This window comes from Thiomicrorhabdus heinhorstiae, assembly GCF_013391765.2.
GTDB classification, from domain to species: domain Bacteria; phylum Pseudomonadota; class Gammaproteobacteria; order Thiomicrospirales; family Thiomicrospiraceae; genus Thiomicrorhabdus; species Thiomicrorhabdus heinhorstiae.
The window spans coordinates 21,100-45,799 of sequence record NZ_JACBGI020000018.1; the positions used below are offsets into that span (position 1 = coordinate 21,100).

Below are 24,700 nucleotides of genomic sequence, written 5' to 3' on the forward strand. Positions count from 1 at the left end.
GGAGAGAAGAAAAGAATGAGCATTTTGATTAACGCCGATACAAAAGTAATTTGCCAGGGTTTCACCGGAAAGCAGGGGACTTTCCATTCTGAACAGGCGATCGCCTACGGAACCAAAATGGTTGGTGGAGTGACTCCCGGCAAAGGTGGCCAGACGCATTTGGGATTACCGGTTTTCAACACTGTCAGAGAAGCGGTTGAAGAAGCGGGGGCGGAGGCGAGCATGATCTATGTTCCTCCAGCGTTTGCTGCAGACTCGATTATCGAAGCGGTTGCTGCCGGTATTAAAGTCATTACCTGTATTACCGAAGGGATTCCAGTCGCGGATATGTTGAAAGTGCGTGCGGTTTTGGATAAGTCGGACGCTTATCTGATCGGACCGAACTGTCCTGGACTGATTACGCCGGGTGCTCAGGGTAACGGCTGTAAAATCGGCATTATGCCTGGGCATATTCACTTGCCCGGGAAAATCGGTATCGTTTCCCGTTCCGGAACTCTGACTTATGAAGCAGTTCATCAAACCACGCAGAACGGTTTGGGTCAGTCGACCTGTGTCGGGATCGGTGGTGACCCGATTCAGGGAATGAATTTCATCGATTGTCTGGAGTTATTTGAGCAAGACCCGCTTACTGAAGGGATTATTATGGTCGGAGAAATCGGCGGCCAGGCGGAAGAGGATGCGGCTGAATTCATTCAGGCTCATGTCTCCAAACCGGTTGTTGCCTATATTGCCGGTGTTACGGCGCCCGCAGGGAAGCGTATGGGGCATGCCGGGGCCATCGTCTCAGGCGGTAAAGGAACTGCGGAAGCCAAGTTTGCCGCTTTGAAAGCCGCAGGTGTTCGAGTGGTCGATTCTCCGGCCGATTTGGGGCAAGCGATGTTCGAACAGCTTCAGACTGCTTGAAATTGCTATACAATACAAATATATAATTACAAAAAGACAATAGAAGAGATTTTATGACGCAAAGCGTAACGGTGGTAATGGCGCAAATTAATCCGATCGTTGGCGATTTGTCAGGGAATACGGACTTGATTATTCAAGCTGCGCAGCAGGCCAAGGAACGTTTTTCTGCTGATTTGGTGGTTTTTCCGGAAATGACGTTGACCGGCTATCCGCCGGAGGACGTTCTGTTGCGCGAGGGACTCTATCCACAAGTCGAACAGGCGTTGTTGAAAATTGCTTCGGAAATTCAGAATATTGCCTGCGTGGTCGGTTATCCGATGATCGATGAGCTTGGCGAGCGCTTTAATATGGCTGCCTGGATTGACGAGGGAACTATTCGCGCGAGTTATATCAAGCAAAATTTGCCCAACTACAGTGTTTTTGACGAACAGCGTTATTTCAGTGCCGGCAACCAACCCTGTGTGGTCGAGTTTAAAGGCATTCAATTTGGCCTGCTCATCTGTGAAGATATCTGGAAGATCTCTCCTGCGGCTCAGGCAAAAGAAGCCGGAGCGGAAGTTCTATTGACCTTGAATGCTTCGCCGTTTTCATTGGAAAAACATCAAGACCGTATTAAGACTCTGCAAAAACGGGTTGAAGAAAATCGGCGGCCGATTATCTATGTCAATCAAATCGGCGGTCAGGACGAACTGGTCTTTGACGGCGGTTCTTTTGCGATGAGCGCAGATGGTGAAGTGTGTGTCCAGTCGCCGGAATTCAAAGACGATTTGTCGCCTGTGCGTTTGTTGAAGCAGGCTGACTCGGTCATTATGTTGCCGGGTATCAGTGCCGAATTGTATGCAGACGAAGCAAGAGTGTACGAAGCCATCAAGACCGGTGTGCGTGACTATGTCAATAAAAACGGTTTTCCGGGAGTGGTTTTAGGTTTATCAGGAGGGATCGACTCGGCGTTGACATTAGCAATTGCCGTCGATGCACTCGGTGCCGAGCGGGTCGAAGCGGTGATGATGCCGTTTCGCTATACCGCGCAGATCAGTCAGGACGACGCGGCCGAACAGGCCAAAACCATGGGTGTAGCTTATCAGGTTTTGCCGATCGAAGAGGCGTACGAGGCATTGGAAAAAACCTTGCACGCGACTCTGGCGGGGACGGAGCCGGATATTACCGAAGAGAATCTGCAAGCGCGAATTCGCGGCACCTTGTTAATGGCGATTTCCAATAAAACCGGCAAAATGGTGTTAGCCACCAGCAATAAAAGTGAAGTCGCGGTAGGTTATTCAACGCTGTACGGCGATATGGTCGGAGGTTTTTCTCCTTTGAAAGATGTGCCGAAAACCTTGGTTTATCGTCTGGCTAAATACCGCAATACGTTTGGGGAAGTTATTCCGGATCGAGTGATTACCCGTCCGCCATCGGCAGAATTGCGTCCGGATCAGACTGATCAGGATTCTTTGCCGGATTACGATACTCTGGATGAGATTATGCGTGCTTACGTCAAGTTGGATAAGTCGCCGCAAGAAATTGCCGCTATGGGTTATGATGAAACAGAAGTTCGTCGTGTAATCCGGCTGATCGATCGTAGCGAATACAAACGTCGTCAGGCTGCTCCTGGAGTGAAAATCACTCATCGTGCTTTCGGTCGTGACCGTCGTTACCCTATTACCAGCCGCTATTGCGAATAAAGCGATTTTTTAAACGGGTTGTGCAAAATAAAAAACGGGCTTAAAGGCCCGTTTTTTATAGATGACGAATGTGCAGTGATCTTAATTTGACTGCAGACGCCCTTGGTTCAGCTGGTAAACTTCGCGGGCGTGTGACTCGTTTACGTCCATGCCCATTTTCTGGTATGAGTCTGTTAACAGCTCCAGTGCTTCGGCAGTTACTACCGCACGAGGATAGTTCTGCAGAATATATTCGGCACGGTTGGCGCTGGCCAAAAAAGCTTGTTTGGAATAATAGAAGCGGGCCACTTTCAACTCATTACGCGCCATTTGATTTCGCAGTGCGATTAAACGCTCACTGGCGGCAGTGGCGTAACGGCTTTGCGGGAAACGGTTGATCAGCTCGCTATAGAAATTATAAGCATTTTCTGCTGAAACCTTGTCGCGTGTCGCCGGATCGGTGATGAATTTGTCCAGCCAGCTGCGAGTAACCGAATCGGCTGCCAGAGCACGTAAGTAGTAGGCGTACGGCATTTCTTTATGACGGGGATAAAGACGGATGAATTCTTCCAGCTCGCGAATCGCCGATTTAGGTTCGTCGTATTTGTAATAGGCATAGGCCAATTCCAGATAAGACTGTTCTGCATAGGAACCGTAAGGGAAATACGCTTTCAGTTTTTCGTAGTTGTCTATCGCAACATCCCATTCTTTGTTTTTAAAGGCAAGCGTTGCGGCGCTATAGAAATCTTCAACGCTCTTTTCGGCGTCCGGTTTTTCGATCAACGAATTCAGTGTAGAACAGCCGGTTAAGCTAAAACTGGTAATGAAAAGGGCGGTTAGCAGCGTTTTTTTCATAGGCTTAGGTTACAATATGGCGAAAATAAATAAGCAACGATTGTAACATAATTCCGTACCGAACCGGTTAGCCTAAATGAGATTAAATCGGCATTAACATCGTGCAGTAACCTTCTCTCTACTTAAACATTCAATACAAAGTAAATAAATGACTCAATCCAAACATAATTTAACCGCGACGATTCCTTTTTCTTGCATGGGAGAGCGCTTGGATGCCGCCTTGGCACAGCTCTTTTCCGATTATTCGCGCAACCGAATTCAACAGTGGATTAAAGATGGCAAAGTCCGGCTGGACGGAGTGGTAAATACAAAACCGCGTCACAGTGTGCTGGGCGGTGAACAGGTTGTATTGGAAGTAGAGCTACAGGCGGAAACCGATATTCCTGCACAGGAAATCGAGCTGAATGTCGTCTATGAAGATGACGCGATCATGGTTATCAATAAACCGGCCGGTTTGGTCGTTCATCCCGGAGCAGGCAATCCGGACGGTACTTTGATGAATGCGTTGCTATATTACAACGAGGCCTTGCGTGAAGTGCCACGAGCGGGGATCGTGCACCGTTTGGATAAAGATACCACCGGGCTGATGGTGGTTGCTAAAACCATTCCTGCGCAGACGCATCTGGTTGAACAATTACAGCGCCACGCAGTCGAACGAATTTATGATGCAGTGGTCGTCGGACGCATGAATTCCGGCGGTACCATCAACAAGCCGATCGGACGTAACCCGAGTGACCGCAAAAAAATGGCGGTACGCGCTGTCGGTGGAAAAGAGGCTGTCAGCCATTATCGCGTGCTGGAGCACTTCAGGGAGCATACCCGTATTCGCGTTAAACTGGAAACCGGCCGTACTCATCAAATCCGCGTGCATATGTCGTACCTAGGTTTTCCCCTGGTAGGAGATCCTCTGTATGGAACGCGTTTCCGTATTCCGCGCCAGATGGAGCCGGATTTCGTCGATTATTTGCGACATTTTCATCGTCAGGCTCTGCATGCCGGGGCTTTAAGCTTGACACATCCGGTCAGTCGAAAAGTCATGAAATGGAAAGCGCCGATGCCGGATGATATGCTGGAGTTGATCGATATTCTGCGTGAAGATGTCGAAATATACGAAGAACAGCAGCTGGGTTACGACGAGTTCGACTATGAAGACTACGGCGTAGAAGTCGAATGGGTTACCGACGAAGACATTCCTGATTGAAAGGTGAATTATGAATCCTGTTTGGTTACGGCCGGGATGGCCGGCTCCACGCAATGTTAAGGCTTTATGTACGACTCGACAGGGTGGTGCCAGCGTTGAGTCCTATCATAGCTGGAACCTGGCCGGACATGTCGGAGATGATGCGGAAGCCGTTAAGCGTAATCGAAAGCTTCTGAAGGAAGCGGTAGAGTTGCCGCAGGAGCCTTTCTGGATGGATCAACAGCATACAGATGTCTGTATTCAACTGCCGTATGACGGTGAAAAAGTGCCGGTTGCCGATGCTGCGTGGAGTAACCAGCCGGAGCAGTTGTGCACGGTTATGACTGCCGACTGTCTACCGATTCTGCTGTGTGATCTGCTGGGTACGAAAGTGGCGGCGGTGCACGCTGGCTGGCGAGGGGTTCATCAGCGTATTATCGATAAAAGTGTGCGCGAAGCCGGCTTCGAATCCGATCAGTTTATCGCCTGGATCGGCCCGGCGATTCACCAGAAATATTTTGAAGTGGGAGAGGACGTGTATCAGGCCTTCTGTGATCTTGATCCGAACAATGCTGTTTATTTCAAAGTATCCGAGCTAAGCGCGAACAAGTATTTTGCCGACCTTATCGGAATCGCCAAGCAGCAGCTGTTTGAATCCGGCTGCAAAGCGATTTACGGCGGTGATATGTGCTCCTACGCAGATAAGAAGCGCTTCTTTTCCTATCGCCGGGACGGGCAAAGCGGACGAATGGCTTCGATTATCTGGTTGGATCAGGAAGCCTCGGCAGCCTCGCTTTCTTGAAGTTTTTTCGGCATGCGTCCGGTCAATAGATAGCGTTCTGCTTCATCGATGGCTTCCGGCAGTCCAGAAAGAATGACATGGTCTTCTTGACGCAAACGGGTTTCCTCAGAAGGATTTTCCCCTCTAACATGCCCGCGTTTAATCGCGTCGACCTGCACTTCAAAACTTGCCAGCGGAATGTCTCCAAGTCGTTTCCCTATTGCATAAGCTTCCTCGCCAAGCGCGACACTGTGGATAACCCCTTTCATTAACTGGTGCTCCTGAAGAGAAGACGTATCGTCTTCACCAGGATAGAAGCTTTCCAGAAGTCGGTAACGGTCGCGACGGATATCTCGCGTTTGTTTCAGGACCTGACGCGGTGACTTACCGATCAATAACAACAGGTGGGATGAGAGCATGATACTGGATTCGAAAGTGTCCGGAATAACCTCATTGGCGCCGGCAGCGATTAATTCGTTGACGTGTTTGTCGTCCAGGCTGCGAACCAGTACCGGAATTTCCGAGTTGAGATGGCGAATGGTTTTCAATACTTTCAAAGCTCCGTGATAGTCGCTAAAAGTGATCATGACTATTTTCGCCTTATCGATTGCCGAAGATTGCAGAATTGTCTGTTTGGACGAATCGCCGTAAAACACGTTTTCCCCGGCGGCACGCGCTTCGTTGACACGCAAAATGTCCATATCTAGCGCGATAAAATTCTCGTTGGCATTGTGCAGGAAACGTCCGACCGTTTGACCGACACGCCCGAAACCGCACAGAATGACATGATTGGACAGGTGCGGATTATGCGATTTGATGGTCTCTTCGTTTTCGGTGTTATCCCGGTAACTGGTTCTGTGCAGTATCTTGGCGATTTTTCCGTTGAATTTGACCATAAATGGCGCGATAACCATAGTCAAAACTGCCGCGGTCAGGAGGATGTTACCTTCTTCTTCCGGTAACAGGTCGTAAGTGAATGCCAGAGTCATCAGTACCAGACCGAATTCACCGACCTGAGCCAGAGAAAGAGAGATTCGTGCGGCGACGCCAGGCTCTTTCTGGAACAGGCGAGCCGACCAGTAGATGACCACGCCTTTGACGGCGAAGATAACCACCGTTAGGGCCAGAATAATCCAGAAGTGCTGAATGATCAAGTCAATGGAAATCAGCATCCCGACGGTGACGAAAAACAGGCCGAGCAGGATATCCTGAAAAGGGCGGATATCGGATTCAATCTGGTGACGGTATTCGGTTTCGCTAAGCATCATCCCGGCAAGGAAGGCGCCCAGTGTCATAGAAAGTCCCATCTCTTCGGTCAGGGCGGCAGCGGAGAGAGCAACGGTCAGAACCGTCAGAGTAAACAGTTCCTGCGATTTTGACGAGGCGACTTCATGGAACAGCGGACGAAGCAGGTAACGCCCCAGCAGATGCATGACGACGACTGCTGCGACACCTTTCAAGAAAGCGATGGCCATCGACAGAGCCAGAGCGGAATCATTGCCGTTGTTCATGGCCAAGGTCGGGATCAGAATCAGTAGCGGGATTGCCATAATATCCTGAAAGATCAGGATGCCCAGAATGGAGCGGCCATGCCGGGAATGGATCTCGGACTGCTCCGTCAGCTGTTTGATAACGATTGCGGTCGAGGAAAGTGCAAAAGCCCCGGCAATGACGATTCCGGTATTGTTGTCCAGCCCGGCAAGCCAGCCGAGGAAAAAGATCAGCAGTGCGGTGGCTAATACCTGAAGACTGCCGAGTCCGAAGACTTGACGCCGCATACTGAGCATCTGCGACATCGAAAATTCCAGCCCGATTGCAAACAGCAGGAAGACGATCCCGAATTCGGCCAGTAGTGAAATATTTTCTTCTTTCTGAATCCAGCCGAAACCGTAAGGTCCGACGATCATACCGACAAAGATATAACCGAGAATCGGCGGGAAATGCATACGACGGGAAATCGATACCACTACCACCGCTATAACGAGAAGAAGAACAATATGGAATAACAGATGGTCTTGCACAATGGTTTCCGTGTTACTGCGAATTTTTAGAACAAAAATCCGTTTTGAATTAAGTGATTAGCTTTTCAAATTTAAGTTTCCATTTTAAAACGCATCGACAGATCAATCGCTTTAACATGTTTGGTCAGAGCGCCGCTGGAAATATAATCAACGCCGGTTTTAGCCAGTTCGGAAAGTTGCTCCAATTCGACATTTCCGGACACTTCCAGTTTAGCGTTTCCATCTACTAATGCAACCGCCTCATGCATCATTTGCAGGCTAAAATTATCGAGCATGATAATATCCGCTCCGGCATCCAATGCTTGCTGTACTTCATCAAGGTTTTCCGTCTCGACTTCGATGGTTACGTCAGGATAAAGTTGTTTTGCCGTGGCAACGGCTTCGGCAATACCGCCGGCAGACATAATGTGGTTTTCTTTAATAAGAATAGCATCATACAGACCGATACGGTGGTTATCGGCTCCGCCACAGTAGACAGCATATTTCTGCGCCAATCGCAGACCGGGTATGGTTTTTCGTGTGTCCAGCATGCGGGTATGGCAATGCGCCAGCTGTTTGGCGTAAAGTGCACTGACGGTCGCGGTAGCCGACAGCGTCTGTAAAAAGTTTAAGGCGCTGCGTTCGGCGGTCAGAATATTCCGCGCGCTTCCCGACAGACGACAAATCGTGGCATCGGCTGCAACTTGCGAACCTTCTTCGCACAGCCATTCAACATGAATTTGCGGATCGACTTGGCGGAAGACTTCGTCAAACCACGGGCGCCCGCAAATTACGGCGTTTTCGCGGCATACAATGTCTGCAGTCGCCTGAGTTTGCTCGTTAATCAGGCTAGCGGTCAAGTCGCCGTTGCCAATATCTTCGGCCAGAGCGGTTGTTACGGTCTGTTCCAGTTTGTCAAAGTAGTTGATGTTTTTCATAGTTTTAATTACTGTCGAAGTGGGATTCTATTGTTTGTCTATTGGCTATCTAAATGGACTGCGGATTTTTAAAGTACCTTAAGCAACTTTAATGCAGAATGGATAAAGAGAGTTACAAAATTGCGGTACAAGGTAAAATATTTCGAAGTGTGATATTTTAAATGTGCTTTATTATAGCCGAACGGATGCGTTTATAAACTCAAGAGGGGCATTTCAAGCCAGACTCATGACACAGCAAGCAGATATTGACAGCACTTATACAATTGATCCGTGCAGCGGCATCATCGAACATGTGGAATGGATTCCCAGCCCGAATTTCGATGAGCGTCCGGTGGACAGTGATTTGGAATTGATCGTCGTGCACGGCATCAGTCTTCCTCCTGATCAATTCGGCGGTGAGGCGATTAGCCAACTGTTTACGAATCAGCTCAATCCGAAAGAAGATCCTTATTTTGAAAAGATCAAAGATTTGAGGGTTTCGGCGCATGTATTGATTCGCCGCGACGGTTCGATTATTCAGTTTGTGCCTTTTCATAAGAGGGCATGGCATGCCGGCGTTTCACTATTTAATGGTCGTCAGGCTTGTAACGATTTTTCGATTGGCATTGAGTTGGAAGGGACCGATCGCCACTGTTACACTGCCAGCCAGTACCACAGTCTGGCAAAATTGATTAAAAGTTTATGGCGTGTTTACCCGAGCTTGCGTAATCGACATGTCGTCGGCCACAGCGAGATTGCTCCGGGGCGTAAAACCGATCCCGGCCCATGCTTTGTCTGGTCGGCAATGGAGCGTCTATTGAATTGGGAAAAAACAATCGTTTAATTCTTTCGAAGAGCGAATTAAGCGACCCAGCCGCCTTTTTTACCGGAGGTGTTTTCCGGAGGCGTGTTTTTGGGCTGAAATTTCAAGCAGGGTTCTCCGGAGCTTTCAAGTACCACCTCGCTCGGCAAACGGCGGGTTTTAAAGCTGAAAGCTTTGCAACCGCGCGGAGCGTTCTGGTCCCAGGTGACGAAGAAATGCTTGCATTTGAAGCAGTCGATTGAATCAGTTTTTTTCATCTTGCGTTATAAAATTTAGTGAATGGCCGCCGGAAACGACTGTGGTAATATCGGCACACAAATTTTAACCCCAAATCTTTTGATAATAAAATTGCTGAAAATTCGTAGTTTGCCCGCTCCGCATCCAGTGAATTTCTTGAGCTAAGTTAAGAATGTAACCGGTTGACGTAGATAACAAAAGCTTAAATCGATATATTGAGGCGGTTTAAACTGCAATGATTTTTTGGTAAAAAGAACTCATACAAGTTATGACAGCCTATATTTATTAGGCCGGATTGAAATAAAGGAATGAAAATGAGCAAAGTTGGCCTATTCTACGGAACGGATACCGGAAACACTGAACGTGTCGCAGACATGATCAAAGAGAAAATGGGCGCGGACCTTGTAGAGGTTCATGATGTTGCAACGGCAAGCGCCACGGATTTTGCCCAGTATGACAAGATTATTTTAGGTCAGCCGACCTGGTATTACGGAGAGCTGCAAAGCAGCTGGGATGACTTCTGGGATGATTTTAAAGGTATCGATTTTACCGGTAAAACCGTTGCCTGTTTCGGATTGGGTGATCAGGCGGATTATTCGGAATACTTTTTGGATGCCATGGGTATGATGCACGATATCGCCGTCGAGAACGGCGCGACTCCGGCCGGTTATATGTCGACCGAAGGCTTTGAATTCGATGAATCCAAAGCTGTGACGGAAGACGGTGAGTTTTTTGTCGGTTTGGGAATCGATGAAGATCAGCAACCGGAACTGACCGAAAAGCGTGTCACGGACTGGGTTGCGCAGGTCAAGGAAGAGTTTGAACTGTAATGAATCCTTGAACGATTCCATTACACAATTAAAAAAGCCGCTTAAAAGCGGCTTTTTTAATGTCTGATAGAACGATTGTCGAACATAACGATTTTAAACCATCATATTTATCTCAAAGACATCGCAGGCCAGTTATTTGACTCGGCATAGGCTAAAAGTTTGTCGTCACCGTCGACAACAATCGGGTAGTCAACCAGCTTTAGCAACGGCAGATCATTGTGCGAGTCGGAGTAAAAATAGCTGCCGCTAAGCGTTTTACCATTTTCCCTGAGCCATTCATTCAGACGGATCACCTTGCCTTCTTGAAAGGTAGGGGTTCCGGCGATTTCACCGGTATAACGGCCGTCCTTGATTTCTCCTTCGGTTCCGAGGAGAGTTTCGATGCCGAAGCGCAAACCGATAGGGCGAGTGATAAAGGTATTGGTTGCGGTGACAATCATAATGTCATCGCCTTGCTGTTTGTGTTTTTCGACCAGTTCCAGCGCTTTCGGCAGAATAATCGGCTCGATAAACTCGACCATAAATTGCTGATGCCACTCGTTGAGCGTTTCCATCGTCTGTTCGCTTAAGGGTTTGAGAGCAAACCTTTGGTAGGCATAGATGTCCAGGCAACCCTTTTTATAGTCTTCATAGAACCCGGCGTTGGTTTCCGCAAAGGAATCGGCGTCCACGTAGCCTTTTTGCACCAGAAATTCTCCCCAAAGATAGTCGCTGTCTCCGGCAATCAGAGTGTTATCCAGATCGAAAATTGCTAAGGCCATTGAAACGTTTTCCTAAATTAAAATAATTTCAAATTCTGATAAAGACTTGAATCTGCAAGGGTTTGAAAAAACAGACATCCTAAATCAAAGTATTACACTGTACAAGTTCGATATTCTCTTTCCGGTGCTTTTATTGCAGTGGGCGGAGATTTTCCAAATGGCCGCTTGATAATTAAATCGCGCAATAATCCGTAATTTTTCGGGTTATTTCGCTTTTTTAAATTGAAAAAAATGGCGATTTTAGGCACTATTAAACAATTGAATGTAGTTTTTGTATTTAAGGTTTTTATGATCGATAAAGATGGCTATCGGCCAAATGTCGGCATTATCATTGTCAATAAAGAAGGGAAGCTGTTCTGGGGTAAACGAATTCAACAAGATGCGTGGCAATTTCCCCAAGGGGGAATTCGTTCCAATGAAACACCGCAACAAGCCGTTTTTCGCGAATTGAAAGAAGAAGTCGGCCTGGAACCTTCGGATGTGCGTGTTCTCGGCCGAACTCAGGATTGGATCAGCTATGATCTGCCGAAACATCTGATTCGTCACCACAGCCAGCCTTTGTGTATTGGCCAAAAGCAGATCTGGTTTATGCTGGGGTTTGACGGTGATCCGAGTAAAATCAATCTGAACTTGCACGAATCGCCGGAATTTGAAGATTGGGATTGGGTTGACTATTGGCGTCCGGTTCAGGAAGTGGTAAGTTTTAAACAATCCGTTTATCATCAAGCTCTAACGGAGCTTGAACAGGCTTTGCATATTTTTTGGCTCGGTAGCTAACCGGGCCGGTTGCAGAGCAATAATTTTTACCCACTTTCATTAAGTTGAAAGGTTATTATTAAGGGGCAGAAGGGGAATATGATGAATATTTTCTCTGTCGTCTGCTTTGAGCTGAATTTGGCTTTTGGAAAAATATCAAAAACTTAGTCGAATCTTCTCTTTCTCGTTATGGTGCCCAAGCGCTCTGTCACCATGCTTTCACTGTAATTTCCCTTAAAAAATGGTATTATGCATCAACTTTTAAATGCCTTAAACGGTCGCAAAAGGTCGTGAAGTTCCTCGTTCAGAACTTGTCGACGGCTGTTCGAGGTAAACGTTTTGGAATACTAAGTAGCTGGAACCCAAAACGGACGAGTTGTTGGCGGCAAGGATAAGACCTATTCATGCTGATTCACCTTCAGGTATACCCAGCGCCTGAAGCAAATAGATCCAACCCATAGAGGTACAATTTATTATGAGCGAAAAGTTTGTAGACAATGATCCACAAGAAACACAAGAGTGGATTGATGCGCTTGAAGCAGTCGTTTCTTTCGAAGGGACTGACAAAGCGCAGCACATTATCGCTAGCCTAATCGAAAAAGCGCGTGTTCACGGTATCGATATTCCGTATTCGGCCAACACGCCTTACATCAACACCATCTCACCAGAAGAACAAGCTAACTATCCCGGTGATACTTCCATCGAGAAGAAACTCCGCGCTCTGTTACGCTGGAACGCGATGGCGATGGTTTCCCGCGCCAATAAATACACGAAAGTTGGCGGGCACATTGCTTCTTACGCATCAAGTTGTACCCTCTATGAAGTAGGGATGAACCACTTCTTCAAAGGCCCGAAACACGAACAAGGCGCCGATATGGTCTTCTTCCAGGGGCATACCGCTCCGGGTATGTATGCACGTTCTTATATGGAAGGGCGTCTGGAAGCCGATCAGTTGCGCAACTACCGTCAGGAAGTAGACGGTAATGGTCTTTCTTCCTATCCGCACCCTTGGTTGATGAGCGACTACTGGCAATTCCCGACCGTATCTATGGGTCTTGGGCCTTTGATGGCAATCTATCAAGCTCGTTTCATGAAATACATGCAAGCGCGTGGTCTGGCAGAAACGGAAGGACGTAAAGTATGGGCGTTCTTGGGTGACGGTGAAATGGATGAACCGGAATCACGTGGTGCGATCCAGTTGGCAAAACGCGAAAAACTGGACAACCTGATCTTTGTTATCAACTGTAACCTGCAGCGTCTTGACGGCCCGGTTCGCGGTAACGACAGCATCATCCAGGAATTGGAAGGGATGTTCCGCGGCGCAGGTTGGAACGTCATCAAGGTTATCTGGGGTTCAGGTTGGGATCGCCTGTTGCAGAAAGACGTCACCGGTAAGCTGGTTGAACGCATGGGCGAAGTACCGGACGGTGAGTACCAGGCTTATAAAGCCAAAGACGGTGCTTTTGTACGCGAACACTTCTTCGGTAAATATCCGGAAACGGCTGCGTTGGTTGCCGACATGACCGACGACGAAATTTTCAAATTGACGCGCGGTGGTCACTCGCCACGCAAGATTTACAATGCTTATAAGCGCGCGACCGAGACGAAAGGTCAGCCGAATGTTATTTTGGCGAAAACCATCAAAGGTTACGGTATGGGTGCTTACGGTGAAGCGGCTAACACGGCTCACCAGCAGAAGAAACTGGATAAGGAAGGTTTGAAATACTTCCGCGACCGTTTCTCGGTACCGATTTCCGACGAAGAGTTGGAAAAAGACATTCCGTTCTATCGTCCGGACGAAAACTCCGACATCATGCAGTACATGAAAGCGCGTCGTCAGGAGTTGGGTGGTGAACTTCCGGTTCGTCAAGACCATGCCGAACCGCTTCCGGTCCCAAGTCTGGATACCTTCAAAATGCTGACAGAAGGGACTGCTGATCGCGAAATGTCGACCACTATGGCATTCGTGCGTATTATCTCGATTCTGTTGCGTGATAAGGTGTTAGGCCCTCGCGTCGTGCCGATCATTCCGGATGAAGCCCGTACCTTCGGTATGGAAGGTCTGTTCCGTCAGGTCGGTATCTACGATCCGGCCGGTCAGCTGTACCAGCCGATGGATTCCGATCAGTTGATGTGGTACAAAGAATCCGCCAACGGTCAGGTATTCGAAGAAGGGATTAACGAAGCCGGTTCCATGGCGAACTGGATCGCAGCTTCAACCGCTTACGCCAACTACGGTGTCAGCATGATCCCGTTCTATATCTACTACTCAATGTTCGGTTACCAGCGTATCGGTGACTTGGCTTGGGCGGCTGGTGATTCTCGCGCCCGCGGTTTCCTGATTGGTGGGACTGCCGGTCGTACCACTCTGGAAGGGGAAGGTTTGCAGCACCAGGACGGTCACAACCTGATCCAGTTTGACCATGTTCCGAACTGTATTTCGTACGACCCGACCTTCGCTTACGAAATGGCCGTGATTATCCGTGATGGTATTAAACGCATGTTCCACGATAAGGAAGACGTTTACTTCTACATCACCGGTATGAACGAAAACTACTCGCACCCGGCTATGCCGGAAGGTGCCGAGGACGGTATTCTGAAAGGTCTGTACTCATTCAAGAAATCAGACTCTAAACACAAACAAAAAGTTCAACTGATGGGCTCCGGTACCATCTTCCTGGAAGTCATTGCAGCCGCTGAAATGCTGGAAAGCGAATGGAATGTTGCTGCCGACATCTGGGGTGTTCCAAGTTTCAACCTGTTGCGTCGTGACGGTATTGAAATCACGCGTTGGAACGAGATGCATCCGACTCAAGAGCCGAAAGTTCCTTATGTCACCGAAACTCTACAAGGTGCACAAGGTCCGTTCATTGCTGCAACTGACTATATCCGTGATTACGCTGAGCGTATCCGTGCCTATGTTCCTGGTGACTATCATGTACTGGGTACTGACGGTTTCGGTCGTTCGGATACTCGTGAGCAATTGCGTAAGTTCTTCGAAGTGAACCGCTACTACGTAGTGGTACAAGCTTTGAGTGCTTTGGCAAAAGCGGGCGAAATCTCAAGCGATGTCGTTGTCAAAGCGATGGAAAAATACGGAATCGACAGCGAGAAAACCTTCCCGGTTCACGCTTAAGTCTTAACGAAAAGGACGAACAAGATGTCAGTTGAACAAATTAAAATTCCGGATATCGGGGATTTCGACGCCGTTGAAGTCATTGAAGTTCTTGTATCCGAAGGCGATAGCGTAGAGGTGGATGATTCTCTGCTAACGCTTGAATCGGACAAGGCCACGATGGAAATTCCTTCGCCGTTTAAAGGCACCGTAACCAAGATTTCGGTTTCGGTTGGCGAGAAAGTTTCCGAAGGCACCTATGTATTGGATATCGAAGTTGCTGCCGGTGCGGCAGCTCCGGCTCCAGCCAAAGAAGAAAAAGCCGCTCCGGCCGAGCCTAAACCTGCACCGGCTGCAGAAGCCCCTAAAGCGGCAGCTGCTCCACAAGCGACTCCGGCAGCACCGGCGCCTGCATCGGCTGCTTCCAAACCGGTTAATCAACAGGCGATGGGTGCGGCTTTTCACGCTTCGCCATCCGTGCGTGCTTTCGCGCGTAAATTAGGTGTTGATCTAACTTCAGTCAGCGGAAGCGGTCCGAAAGGCCGTATCCAGCAGACCGACGTTGAAGCGGCGATCAAGGCGGTCATGTCCGGTCAGGCGGCGGCTCCGGGGCAAGCTGCTACCGGTGGCGCCGGTATTCCTCCGATTCCGGGTGTGGATTTCAGTCAGTTTGGTGAAACCACGACTGAAGAGCTTGGACGAATCAAGAAAATCTCCGGTAAATTCCTGCATGCAAGCTGGTTGAACGTACCGCACGTTACTCAGTTCGACGAGTGCGACATTACCGAAATGGATCAGTTCCGTAAGGATCAGAAAGCGGCTGCCGAGAAGCAGGGCATTAAATTGACTCCGCTGGTTTTCGTGATGAAAGCGGTGGTCAAAGCTTTGCAAGACTTCCCAAGCTTCAATGCGTCACTGTCGGAGGACGGTCAGTCGATTATCTACAAGCAATACTACAACATCGGTATCGCGGTCGATACGCCGAACGGTCTGGTGGTTCCGGTCGTTAAGGATGTCGATAAGAAAGGCGTTTACGAGCTGTCTAAAGACCTGATGGAAATCTCTGCCAAAGCGCGTGACGGCAAGCTTGGACCGAAGGATATGTCCGGCGGTTCCTTCACAATCTCGTCTCTGGGCGGTATCGGCGGTACTCAGTTTACTCCGATCGTCAATGCGCCTGAAGTCGCGATTATGGGCTTGTCGAAAGCGAAAATGCAGCCGGTCTGGAATGGTAAGGAATTCGCTCCTCGTCTGATTATGCCGTTCAGCGTTTCTTACGATCACCGTGCGATCGACGGTGCGGAAGGCGTACGTTTCACCACCGCGGTTGGACACTACCTGTCTGATCTTCGTCAGCTAATTTTGTAAGGAGCCGATGATGACTAAATTGGTGGATATTGTTATTCCCGATATTGGTGATTTCGCCGAAGTCGAAGTGATCGAAGTATTGGTTTCCGGCGGCGATGAAGTCGCGCAGGACGATTCATTAGTCACTTTGGAATCCGATAAGGCGACGATGGAAATTCCGGCGCCTTTCGCAGGTAAAGTTGTCTCTATAACCGCCGAAGTCGGCGATAAGGTTTCCGAAGGTTCAATTATCGGTCAGATGGAAATCGCCAATACCGATACGGTTGCCGCGAATGTCGAAACCTCGGTTGCGGCGTCTGCTGCTCCGGCTGAAGAACCCAAAGCCGAAGAAAAAGCTGCTCCGCAAGCGGTTTCTGCCGAAGGCATCGATGCCGACATGCACTGCGAAGTCTTGGTTCTGGGCTCCGGTCCCGGTGGTTACACCGCCGCGTTCCGTGCCGCTGACCTTGGCAAAAAAGTGGTGATGATCGAGCGTTACGAAAACATCGGTGGTGTCTGCTTGAACGTTGGTTGTATTCCTTCCAAAGCATTACTGCACATGTCTGTGGTACTGAACGAAACCCGTGAAATGGGTGCGCACGGTATTACCTTTGCCGAGCCGGAAATCGACACCAATAAAATGCGTGCCTATAAGGACAGTGTTATCGGTAAATTGACCGGTGGTCTGGCCGGTCTGGCGAAAGCGCGTAAAGTCGAAGTCGTGCAGGGTTACGGTAAATTCAGCTCGTCGCATACGGTTACCGTCGATATGGCGGATGGTTCGACTAAAACCATCGCCTTTGAAAACGCCATTATCGCGGCCGGTTCTCGCGTTATCAAACTACCATTTATTCCGCATGACGATCCTCGCGTGATGGATTCAACCGATGCATTGGAACTGGAAGAAGTACCAAACCGCATGTTGGTTATCGGTGGCGGAATCATTGGTCTGGAAATGGCGCAGGTTTACGATTCTCTAGGTGCCAATATCACCGTTGTGGAGCTAGGCGACACCATTATCCCGGGTGCCGATAAAGACATTACCAAGCCGTTGCTGAAACAGATTCAGAAGAAGTATGAAAACATCTATCTGAATTCGAAAGTGACCAATGTCGAAGCCAAAGAAGATGGCTTGGAAGTTACGTTTGAAGGCAAAAAATGTCCTGAAAAAGACACTTTCGACCGCATTCTTGTAGCAGTCGGCCGTGCGCCGAACGGCAAATTGATCGATGCTGAAAAAGCTGGTGTTATGGTTAACGACTGGGGCTTCATCGAAGTTGACGAACGTCAGAAAACCAATGTCGATCACATTTACGCGATCGGTGATATCGTCGGTCAGCCAATGCTGGCGCACAAAGCAGTTCACGAAGGAAAGGTCGCAGCTGAAGTGATTAACGGTATGCCGTCTGCCTTTACTCCTATGGGGATTCCGTCAGTTGCTTATACCGATCCGGAAGTTGCCTGGGCAGGTAAAACCGAAGAGCAGCTTAAAGCCGAAGGTATCGAATACGAGAAGGGTGCTTTCCCATGGGCCGCTTCCGGTCGTAGCTTGAGCCTGGGTCGTGATGAGGGGATGACCAAAGCGCTGTTCTGTGCCGAAACCCATCGTCTGCTAGGTTGCGGTATTGTCGGTCCTAACGCCGGTGAACTGGTTGCCGAAGCGATGCTGGCGATTGAGATGGGCGCGGATATGCAAGATATCGGTCTGACCATACACCCACATCCGACGCTTAGTGAAACCATCTGCTTCGCGGCTGAGATGGCGGAAGGAACGATTACGGATCTAATGCCTCCTAAGAAGAAAAAATAGTAATTGTTACTTATTTTGCTTAAATAAAACCCGCGCCTTAGAACGCGGGTTTTTTTATGCACTTTACTTTTCATTATCCAATTAGATAAAATAAAAATGAAAATACAGAAGTTTTGGTTAGATGGTTTTTGTCCGTTTGATGAAAGCTTAAACCAAATTAAAGATAAACATGCTAGGGCCAGAATTTTAACAAGGTTAAGAAGACTTGAGCTTGGTAATCGTGGCGACTTCAAAAATATTGAAGGTAACTTATATGAATTACGAATTGATGTTGGTAAAGGTTGGCGTGTTTATTATCAACAGCAAGGTAATGATTTTGTTTTGCTCTATTTAACCGGTAATAAAGCAACTCAATCAAAGGACATTGAAAAAGTAAAAGGTTGGATAAAATGAAAGCGAGTGAATTTAATGCATCTGACTACTTGGAAACAGCGGAAGATGTTAAAGAATATTTACAAGCTGCACTAGATGAGAATGATGCAGAATTCTTTATTGATGCATTGGGTGTGGTTAGTCGTTCTAAAGGAATGAAAGAAATATCAGAAAAGACAGGCCTTGGTTATCATAGCTTATACAAGTCTTTTGGTACTGGAAAACACCCTCGTTTTGAGACGGTTTATAAAGTTGTGAGTGCTTTGGGGCTTAATTTTCGGTTGGTTTGATTTAATTTTACTCTGACCCGCTTTTATTTCTGACCCGCTTTTATTTTTAAAGTTAGAAAGCATCATCTACGGGGTTATTTTTGACGTAGTTATAAAGCTCTAAAAAACCAAAAAAGGAATTTACAATGTTGCAAGATCCAAAATTAATGGCAGCAGTGTCAAAAATAATTCAACGTTCAGAGCGACAAGAAGATGTACAGAAACTTATGGGTACGTATGTTGATATAGGTTTGTTGCCACAGTTAAATAACGAGAATCATCAAATTTTTTATGGAAGACGTGGTACAGGTAAAACCCATGTTATGAAAGTTTTAGAGTCGAAGTTGCGTGAGGGAATGAATAACACGGTTGTTTATATAGATTGCAGAACACTTGGAAGCACATCGCAGTTTTCGAACACAGATTTACCGATGTCAAGACGTTGTCTATCATTGTTTAGAGATATTTTGTTGAACATTCATCATGAGCTTTTCGAACATATAGTTGAATGTCCATCTAAAAATGCAAATACAGCTCGAGATGAGGTTGAAGGACTTGCTTCTTTAATTACTGAGCCACTAGAAAAACTCAAAGCAGAACATGTCTCTGTTGAGGCTCAGGCATCTTTCACAAATGAATATGGAGCAGGTGCAAAGCTTAAGGGTATGGTGCCGACTATGGACTTTAATGGTAAACACTCTGAAGCAAACGCTGAAAGCACGAAGAAGGAGTATTCTGTTGATTATGAGGATAAAATAGTTTTTCCAGAGCTTCACCGAGTGTTAAGTTCGGTTCTGAAGTCTGCAGAGACTAGACTTTATGTTTTGATAGATGAATGGTCATCTATTCCTCAAGATATTCAACCGTACTTGGCTGAGTTTTTGAAAAAAGGAGTTCTTCCAATAACAGCAGCTACGTTGAAGATATCTGCATTGGAGTATCGCTGTCGTTTTGTTGAGGTTAAGTCTGGAAATTTAGTAGGGTTTGAGCTTGGTGCAGATATCGCAACAGCTCCTGATCTAGATGATTATTTTGTTTACGATCGTAATCCAGAACAAATAACAGACATCTATTCTGAAGTATTACTTAAGCATCTATTAGCAGAACTGCCTGAAAATTATTTATCAGATAAATTTTCTATTTCTACTCCAAATCAACTTGCTTCCCGCTTATTTACTGAAAGAAAAATTTGTTCAGAATTAGCTCGTGCATCTGAAGGCGTTATGCGGGATTTGATAAATATATTCACAAAAGCCTTTTTTAATGCTCAACGCCGAAATCGAACGAGTATTGATAAGCAAGCTGTAATTGAATCTGCACAGCAATGGTTCGAGCAGGATAAGGCTCAATACCTTGATGATCTATTACAGAGTGTCTTAAGACGGATAGTAGATGAAGTGATAGGAAAACGCCAAGCAAGGTCATTTATGCTTCCTCGGCATTTAGAAAAGAATGAAGTTATTCAAAAAATGTTTGATGCAAGAGTTCTACATCATATGCAACGGGGTTATGCTGATAAAGATAACCCAGGTGTTCGTTATAATATTTATGCCATTGACTATGGAACTTATGTCGATTTGTTGGGGACATCAAGACAGCCTGAATTGGATCTAGAAGAGGATCGTGCAGGACTGGACTTTATTGTTCCATTTGATGATAAGAGAAGTATTAGAAGAATAGTAATGGATGAGAATATACTCAGCGAATCAATGGGGTGAATCAATGGAGTCATATATGAGGGAAAAGAGGACGCAGCCCTTTTTTGTGAATAACTTATGAATGCAGAGAACTTAAAAAAGCTTGTTGAAGTGACTATGCCTTATGGCAAATACAAGGGGCGTGTAATTGCTGATTTGCCGGGAAACTACCTTAATTGGTTTGCAAGTAAAGGCTTTCCCGCGGGTAATTTAGGGCAGTTGTTGGCTCTGATGCATGAGCTTGATCACAATGGTTTAAAACAGCTTCTTGACCCATTAAGAAAAGAGATAAATACTGGTGGATCTTAGATACTGCAGGACGAGGTGTTACGGAAATAATACTGCGAAATGTAGAATGTAAATCTTATAGAATTTTTCAAGCCCTTGAAGCATACGGGGAAATTAGCTAGATTTAAAAAACCGCCATTTGGCGGTTTTTTGCTATTTGCGGTGGTAGTTGAGAATCGAAATGGGGACTGGTTTGCGGACAGGGAATTCTGCAACTTCACGGCGTTCGAGTAGTTGGTTGAGCAGGCTTTCGATCATGCAGAGGTTTTTAAAGTCGTCTTTTGATACCAGAGAGATGGCTTCGCCGGAGTTTCCGGCACGACCAGTTCGACCAATGCGGTGAACGTATTCTTCGGCAGGGTATGGCAGATCGTAGTTGATGACACGACTCAGGTTTTGCATATCCAAACCGCGCGCAGCAACACCTGTCGCGACAAGGAATTGCAGTTTACCTGTTTTAAATTCATCCCAGACTTTTTCGCGCTGTGCCTGACTACGGCCGGCGTGAATTGAGTCGGCAATAATGCCGCGTTTGCCAAGTTGTTCGACCAGCTTGGCTGCGGAGTGTTTCTTCTCGACGAAAATCAACGCCTGATCCCATTGGTTTTCTTTGATTAAATGGCTGAGTAAGGCGGATTTGGTGTCTTTATCGACGGCAATCATCCATTGTTCAATCTTGGCGGTTTTGTCTTTTGGCGCGATCCTAATCTCAACAGCGTCGTCATAGACGGTATCCGCCAGATAGCGAACCTTGTCATTTAAGGTTGCCGAAAACAGCATGCTCTGGCGATTGGCTGGCAGGCGGTCAATAATTTTGTTCAGGTCGTCGATAAAGCCCATATCGAGCATTCGGTCGGCTTCATCCAGCACCAGAAATTCCAGATCATTAAAAAACAGGGCGCGTTGATAGGCCATATCGAGCAGGCGGCCGGGCGTGGCGACCAGAATGTCGATGCCGTCTGCCAAACGCTGTTTGTTTTCTTCAATATCGGTTCCGCCGTAGATGGCAAGCGAACTCAGCTTGAGGTGTTTGCCGTAGTTCAGAATGCTTTTTTCAACCTGAATCGCCAATTCGCGTGTTGGCACGAGAATGAGCGCGCGAATAGAACGACCACGCACGGTTTCGCCGTTATTTAGCTTTTGTAAAATCGGCAGAACAAAACTGGCGGTTTTTCCGGTTCCTGTCTGTGCTGAGGCGATAATATCTTCGCCTTTTAAAATCAGCGGAATCGCTTTTTTCTGAATTTCAGTCGGCGTTTGATAGCCGGAATCGGACAGAGCTTTAAGAATGGGATCGGATAATCCGAGTTTAGCAAATGACATAGCAACCTCAGGTTGGAAAATTTTGCTGGGCGCTCAAGGCACCATGCTGTGTATAGTAATCAAAAAGCGGCGAGATTTCTGATCAGTTTAGATTATATGATGCTAGCCGGTGTTCCTGTTTATTGTCTGATTCCTACGCTTTCGCGCAGGAGGCTTTTCAGCTCTAATTGCTCTGCGCTTTATCTATTGACTGACTAGACTGTCGTTTGCCTGTTTAAGTGCTTCTGCCCGATCAAACAGGATTCGTTGATTGAGTCGTTTGAGGACACCATGTTTTTGCAGGCTGTCTTGTACATCGCCAACCATCAGCAGTAGCCAGACTTCTTTGTTTTGGATTTGTAGCCGGTAAATCAGATCTTCCAAAACCATTGCGGATGAGAAGTCGATATAAGGTACCGAGCGTAAATCAAGAACAAACGCCTGAGCATCGGTATCGAGAATTCTACGCGAAATGGTTTTTGCCGCTCCAAAGCTCATGGGCACATCCAAATACAGCAAAGCCAGCTTGCCTTTCGCATCGTCCAGCAGGCGTTTTTCTTCCGCCGTTAACCACAGTCGTCCAAGGCTGGATGAATCCCGTCCGAGAATAAGCGACTTGATTTGCAGGGCTTTCATGCGCTTCATCAAGACGATACTAGCCAGTAAAATGCCGATCCATAAGGCGGTCATTAAATCGAGCAGCAGGGCGCTGAAAATCACCGACAGCATCATGGTTCGTCCGGATTTTGGAATAGAAGACCAGCGGCGTAGATAGTCCCAGTCAACTTGATCCAAGCCGATTTTCAGCAATAGGCCGCCAAACACCGCAAGCGGAATAAACGAAATTAAATCACTCAGGCTGAAAGCGACTATTCCAATCACACAACTGTGAACGATTGAAGTCCACCGATCCCGCGCGCCATATTTAAAGGCGACATTGGTTCGCATCGGTGCCCCGGTGCTCGGCATACCGCCGACTAAGCCGCTGGCGATGTTGCCCAAGCCTTGTCCGATCAGTTCTTGATCAGGGTTGTGCGTTTTACGCGTTAAGCGTTCGGCGACCAGAGAACCGAGTAGAGAAACCAGCGAGCCGATCAATGCGAGGGCAAAAGCGGATTGCACAATAAAGGCTAATGGCAAACCTTCCAATGGTGGCATAATCCATTCCGGCCAGGCAAAGGTGATCGGGCCAATAATACTCAGTCCCGCGGCTTGCCAGCCTTGTCCTTGATAGGTCATTTCCCCCAGACTTAATCCGTAGGCCAATGCTGTTCCCAAGACTAATATCAGTACAGGTGCAGGGAGAATGCGGTTCACCTTTGGCAGATATTTGGGCCAAATCACCATCAGCATGAAACTGGTTGCACCGAAGGCGAGGGCGAGCCAATTCGGTTGTTGCAGAATATCCGGCAGAGACAACAGGCTATCCAGTGGCCTGGCGAGCATTTGACCGCCAAAAAGAAGCGGCAACTGTTCAAGCATGAGCATCAAGCCAATCGCTGAGAGCAGTCCGGAGATAACTGAATGGGGCAGATATTCAATGAGTTGGCCCCATTTCATCAAGCCGAAAAGAATTTGAAAAAGGCCCGCGAGAACGACAATGATTAAGCCGAGCGTGAGTACCGTGAGGCTGGAGTTTGGATAGAGTAAGCTTAAGTGCGCCAGACTGAGTGCCAGGGTGACGGCGACAGCGCCGGTCGGACCCGAATATTGTCCGGGAGTGCCGCCAAAAATGGCGGAAACCGCACCGGCCAGCACCGCAGAGAAGATACCTGCTTGAATCCCAAGGCCAGAGGCAATCCCCAACGCCAAGCCGATTGGCAGTGCGATAATCGCAGACACAAACGCCCCCCGAAGCTGGGAGCCGATGGCTCCGTCGCTTTGCGATGATGTCGGGGAAGCTAAGGGATTGGACGAGATGATATTTTTGAATTTATCTCGTATCCCTGCTTTTGCGCGGGAATGCGGTTTCAATCAATTTCCTTTTACCAAACTAAATCATCAGGGATTGCAAATTTAGAATAATACTCTTCGTCTTCTTTGGATAGCTTGGTTTCCAAATTTTGATTGCGGACAATCACCGAAGCATCGCGTTGTTCGATTTTATCCAGCAGTTCCGCTTTGACCAGAGTGTAGCCGTTGTTAAAACGCACGATATGAATCTGGTCGTTGGAGAGTCCTTTTTGCGTCGCAGCATTGACGTTCAGGGTTTTTACGGAACTGTCATCGGCAAAGTTATAGGTGATATCGCCTTCATAACCTTTTAGCTGATTACTTTCGATAATCTGTTTCAGTTCGGCTTTTTTGGCTTTTTCAGCCTGTTGCTGCTGGCGCTGTTGGTTCAGCTCACGGTCGCGCTGCGCTTTTTCCTCTGCGGCTTTGGCGGCGAGGAGGGTTGCATCGTTTTGCTGGCGTTCGCCTTTCTTGGCCTTGTTGGCATTTTTCTGCTTGGCTTGTTGCTGTTTTTCGCGCTGAAGCTGTTTGGCCTTCTTATCGTTTACCAAACCGGATTTTTTTAATTGGTCAAAAAGAGAACCCGCCATCTGAATGCTTTCCTAAGTTATTTTTTAAGGGCGCTCATTGTACGTGAATTTTGTCGTTTTGCCTGATTTCTGTGAGGGTAAAAACAACTTTAAACCGCCGCATTCTAATATTGAGTTTTGCAGAACGGGAAGAAGAGAGGAATAAAACGAAATCTGTGTCTGAATGTATTGATTGAAAAGGATAAAGTACGACAGGGAAAACCCGCATAATGCGGGTTTTTGAGGTTTTATTTGTCGGTTGTCGGTTTTGGTT

At 47.4% G+C, this 24,700-nt stretch carries 22 protein-coding genes; 14 read left to right on the forward strand and 8 right to left on the reverse strand.

Going from position 1 to position 24,700, the window contains the following annotated elements; translation table 11 throughout:
• The first annotated feature begins 15 nt into the window (after positions 1 to 15).
• Positions 16 to 903 (forward strand): succinate--CoA ligase subunit alpha, encoded by an 888-nt coding sequence (gene sucD, locus H8792_RS08890; RefSeq protein WP_185978599.1) that lies wholly within the window; start codon positions 16 to 18, stop codon positions 901 to 903.
• Positions 904 to 956: 53 nt separating this feature from the next.
• Positions 957 to 2,585, forward strand: a complete 1,629-nt coding sequence (locus H8792_RS08895; RefSeq protein WP_185978600.1) for an NAD+ synthase — start codon at positions 957 to 959, stop codon at positions 2,583 to 2,585.
• An 81-nt stretch (positions 2,586 to 2,666) separates the two neighbouring features.
• Here H8792_RS08895 and H8792_RS08900 read toward each other — a convergent pair whose 3' ends face one another.
• Entirely contained in the window at positions 2,667 to 3,419 is a 753-nt protein-coding gene (locus H8792_RS08900; protein ID WP_185978601.1) for an outer membrane protein assembly factor BamD, read from the reverse strand.
• A 148-nt stretch (positions 3,420 to 3,567) separates the two neighbouring features.
• Here H8792_RS08900 and rluD point away from each other — a divergent pair, with 148 nt between their 5' ends.
• Entirely contained in the window at positions 3,568 to 4,620 is a 1,053-nt protein-coding gene (rluD, locus tag H8792_RS08905; RefSeq protein ID WP_185978602.1) for a 23S rRNA pseudouridine(1911/1915/1917) synthase RluD, read from the forward strand.
• A gap of 10 nt (positions 4,621 to 4,630) precedes the next feature.
• The gene (gene pgeF / locus H8792_RS08910; protein WP_185978603.1) at positions 4,631 to 5,401 is read left to right on the forward strand and encodes a peptidoglycan editing factor PgeF; all 771 of its coding nucleotides are present in this window, start codon (positions 4,631 to 4,633) and stop codon (positions 5,399 to 5,401) included.
• Here pgeF and H8792_RS08915 read toward each other — a convergent pair.
• Both H8792_RS08915 and nadC read right to left on the reverse strand, forming a co-directional pair.
• Positions 5,371 to 7,401 (reverse strand): cation:proton antiporter, encoded by a 2,031-nt coding sequence (locus H8792_RS08915; protein WP_185978604.1) that lies wholly within the window; start codon positions 7,399 to 7,401, stop codon positions 5,371 to 5,373. The two genes, pgeF and H8792_RS08915, sit on opposite strands and share 31 nt — an antisense overlap.
• Positions 7,402 to 7,472: 71 nt before the next feature.
• The gene (nadC, locus tag H8792_RS08920) at positions 7,473 to 8,318 is read right to left on the reverse strand and encodes a carboxylating nicotinate-nucleotide diphosphorylase (protein ID WP_185978605.1); all 846 of its coding nucleotides are present in this window, start codon (positions 8,316 to 8,318) and stop codon (positions 7,473 to 7,475) included.
• A gap of 226 nt (positions 8,319 to 8,544) precedes the next feature.
• Here nadC and ampD point away from each other — a divergent pair, with 226 nt between their 5' ends.
• Entirely contained in the window at positions 8,545 to 9,141 is a 597-nt protein-coding gene (gene ampD, locus H8792_RS08925; protein WP_185978606.1) for a 1,6-anhydro-N-acetylmuramyl-L-alanine amidase AmpD, read from the forward strand.
• A gap of 530 nt (positions 9,142 to 9,671) precedes the next feature.
• Entirely contained in the window at positions 9,672 to 10,187 is a 516-nt protein-coding gene (locus tag H8792_RS08930) for a flavodoxin (protein ID WP_185978608.1), read from the forward strand.
• A 107-nt stretch (positions 10,188 to 10,294) separates the two neighbouring features.
• Here the strand turns inward: H8792_RS08930 and H8792_RS08935 are convergent, their stop codons facing one another.
• The gene (locus H8792_RS08935; RefSeq protein ID WP_185978609.1) at positions 10,295 to 10,948 is read right to left on the reverse strand and encodes a histidinol-phosphatase; all 654 of its coding nucleotides are present in this window, start codon (positions 10,946 to 10,948) and stop codon (positions 10,295 to 10,297) included.
• A gap of 288 nt (positions 10,949 to 11,236) precedes the next feature.
• Between H8792_RS08935 and H8792_RS08940 the strand changes: the two genes are divergently transcribed.
• From H8792_RS08940 to H8792_RS08975, 8 genes are all read left to right on the forward strand, one after another.
• Entirely contained in the window at positions 11,237 to 11,725 is a 489-nt protein-coding gene (locus H8792_RS08940) for an RNA pyrophosphohydrolase (protein WP_185978610.1), read from the forward strand.
• Between the two features lie 454 nt (positions 11,726 to 12,179).
• Positions 12,180 to 14,840, forward strand: a complete 2,661-nt coding sequence (gene aceE / locus H8792_RS08945) for a pyruvate dehydrogenase (acetyl-transferring), homodimeric type (RefSeq protein WP_185978611.1) — start codon at positions 12,180 to 12,182, stop codon at positions 14,838 to 14,840.
• 24 nt (positions 14,841 to 14,864) lie between these two features.
• Entirely contained in the window at positions 14,865 to 16,187 is a 1,323-nt protein-coding gene (gene aceF, locus H8792_RS08950) for a dihydrolipoyllysine-residue acetyltransferase (protein ID WP_185978612.1), read from the forward strand.
• A gap of 10 nt (positions 16,188 to 16,197) precedes the next feature.
• A complete protein-coding gene (gene lpdA / locus H8792_RS08955) occupies positions 16,198 to 17,976 on the forward strand; it encodes a dihydrolipoyl dehydrogenase (protein WP_185978613.1) in 1,779 nt (592 codons plus the stop codon).
• Between the two features lie 96 nt (positions 17,977 to 18,072).
• Positions 18,073 to 18,369 (forward strand): type II toxin-antitoxin system RelE/ParE family toxin, encoded by a 297-nt coding sequence (locus H8792_RS08960; RefSeq protein WP_185978614.1) that lies wholly within the window; start codon positions 18,073 to 18,075, stop codon positions 18,367 to 18,369.
• On the forward strand, positions 18,366 to 18,638 hold the full coding sequence (locus H8792_RS08965) for an addiction module antidote protein (protein WP_185978615.1): 273 nt from the start codon (positions 18,366 to 18,368) through the stop codon (positions 18,636 to 18,638). The genes H8792_RS08960 and H8792_RS08965 overlap by 4 nt, the downstream gene beginning before the upstream one ends.
• Before the next feature lie 125 nt (positions 18,639 to 18,763).
• A complete protein-coding gene (locus H8792_RS08970; RefSeq protein WP_185978616.1) occupies positions 18,764 to 20,335 on the forward strand; it encodes an ORC-CDC6 family AAA ATPase in 1,572 nt (523 codons plus the stop codon).
• Between the two features lie 57 nt (positions 20,336 to 20,392).
• The gene (locus H8792_RS08975) at positions 20,393 to 20,623 is read left to right on the forward strand and encodes a DUF3820 family protein (protein WP_185978617.1); all 231 of its coding nucleotides are present in this window, start codon (positions 20,393 to 20,395) and stop codon (positions 20,621 to 20,623) included.
• Between the two features lie 132 nt (positions 20,624 to 20,755).
• On the opposite strand, the gene H8792_RS08980 is transcribed toward H8792_RS08975, so the two are convergent.
• The 4 genes from H8792_RS08980 to H8792_RS12610 form a co-directional block, all read right to left on the reverse strand.
• On the reverse strand, positions 20,756 to 21,925 hold the full coding sequence (locus H8792_RS08980) for a DEAD/DEAH box helicase (RefSeq protein WP_185978618.1): 1,170 nt from the start codon (positions 21,923 to 21,925) through the stop codon (positions 20,756 to 20,758).
• Positions 21,926 to 22,108: 183 nt separating this feature from the next.
• Positions 22,109 to 23,746 carry a SulP family inorganic anion transporter gene (locus tag H8792_RS08985; RefSeq protein WP_185978619.1) on the reverse strand — a complete coding sequence of 546 codons (1,638 nt, stop codon included), beginning with the start codon at positions 23,744 to 23,746 and terminating at the stop codon, positions 22,109 to 22,111.
• Between the two features lie 143 nt (positions 23,747 to 23,889).
• Positions 23,890 to 24,447, reverse strand: a complete 558-nt coding sequence (locus tag H8792_RS08990) for a DUF2058 domain-containing protein (RefSeq protein WP_185978620.1) — start codon at positions 24,445 to 24,447, stop codon at positions 23,890 to 23,892.
• 34 nt (positions 24,448 to 24,481) lie between these two features.
• Positions 24,482 to 24,700 (reverse strand): hypothetical protein (locus tag H8792_RS12610; protein ID WP_228767046.1); only part of this gene is annotated, 219 nt, incomplete at its 5' end.

What these genes read in the sequence shown, in the direction of transcription:
- sucD (WP_185978599.1), top strand. Translation starts at nt 16, where the DNA reads ATGAGCATTTTGATTAACGCCGATACAAAAGTAATTTGCCAGGGTTTC.
- H8792_RS08895 (WP_185978600.1), top strand. Translation starts at nt 957, where the DNA reads ATGACGCAAAGCGTAACGGTGGTAATGGCGCAAATTAATCCGATCGTT.
- H8792_RS08900 (WP_185978601.1), bottom strand. Translation starts at nt 3,419, where the DNA reads ATGAAAAAAACGCTGCTAACCGCCCTTTTCATTACCAGTTTTAGCTTA.
- rluD (WP_185978602.1), top strand. Translation starts at nt 3,568, where the DNA reads ATGACTCAATCCAAACATAATTTAACCGCGACGATTCCTTTTTCTTGC.
- pgeF (WP_185978603.1), top strand. Translation starts at nt 4,631, where the DNA reads ATGAATCCTGTTTGGTTACGGCCGGGATGGCCGGCTCCACGCAATGTT.
- nadC (WP_185978605.1), bottom strand. Translation starts at nt 8,318, where the DNA reads ATGAAAAACATCAACTACTTTGACAAACTGGAACAGACCGTAACAACC.
- ampD (WP_185978606.1), top strand. Translation starts at nt 8,545, where the DNA reads ATGACACAGCAAGCAGATATTGACAGCACTTATACAATTGATCCGTGC.
- H8792_RS08930 (WP_185978608.1), top strand. Translation starts at nt 9,672, where the DNA reads ATGAGCAAAGTTGGCCTATTCTACGGAACGGATACCGGAAACACTGAA.
- H8792_RS08935 (WP_185978609.1), bottom strand. Translation starts at nt 10,948, where the DNA reads ATGGCCTTAGCAATTTTCGATCTGGATAACACTCTGATTGCCGGAGAC.
- H8792_RS08940 (WP_185978610.1), top strand. Translation starts at nt 11,237, where the DNA reads ATGATCGATAAAGATGGCTATCGGCCAAATGTCGGCATTATCATTGTC.
- aceE (WP_185978611.1), top strand. Translation starts at nt 12,180, where the DNA reads ATGAGCGAAAAGTTTGTAGACAATGATCCACAAGAAACACAAGAGTGG.
- aceF (WP_185978612.1), top strand. Translation starts at nt 14,865, where the DNA reads ATGTCAGTTGAACAAATTAAAATTCCGGATATCGGGGATTTCGACGCC.
- lpdA (WP_185978613.1), top strand. Translation starts at nt 16,198, where the DNA reads ATGACTAAATTGGTGGATATTGTTATTCCCGATATTGGTGATTTCGCC.
- H8792_RS08960 (WP_185978614.1), top strand. Translation starts at nt 18,073, where the DNA reads ATGAAAATACAGAAGTTTTGGTTAGATGGTTTTTGTCCGTTTGATGAA.
- H8792_RS08965 (WP_185978615.1), top strand. Translation starts at nt 18,366, where the DNA reads ATGAAAGCGAGTGAATTTAATGCATCTGACTACTTGGAAACAGCGGAA.
- H8792_RS08970 (WP_185978616.1), top strand. Translation starts at nt 18,764, where the DNA reads ATGTTGCAAGATCCAAAATTAATGGCAGCAGTGTCAAAAATAATTCAA.
- H8792_RS08975 (WP_185978617.1), top strand. Translation starts at nt 20,393, where the DNA reads ATGAATGCAGAGAACTTAAAAAAGCTTGTTGAAGTGACTATGCCTTAT.
- H8792_RS08980 (WP_185978618.1), bottom strand. Translation starts at nt 21,925, where the DNA reads ATGTCATTTGCTAAACTCGGATTATCCGATCCCATTCTTAAAGCTCTG.
- H8792_RS08990 (WP_185978620.1), bottom strand. Translation starts at nt 24,447, where the DNA reads ATGGCGGGTTCTCTTTTTGACCAATTAAAAAAATCCGGTTTGGTAAAC.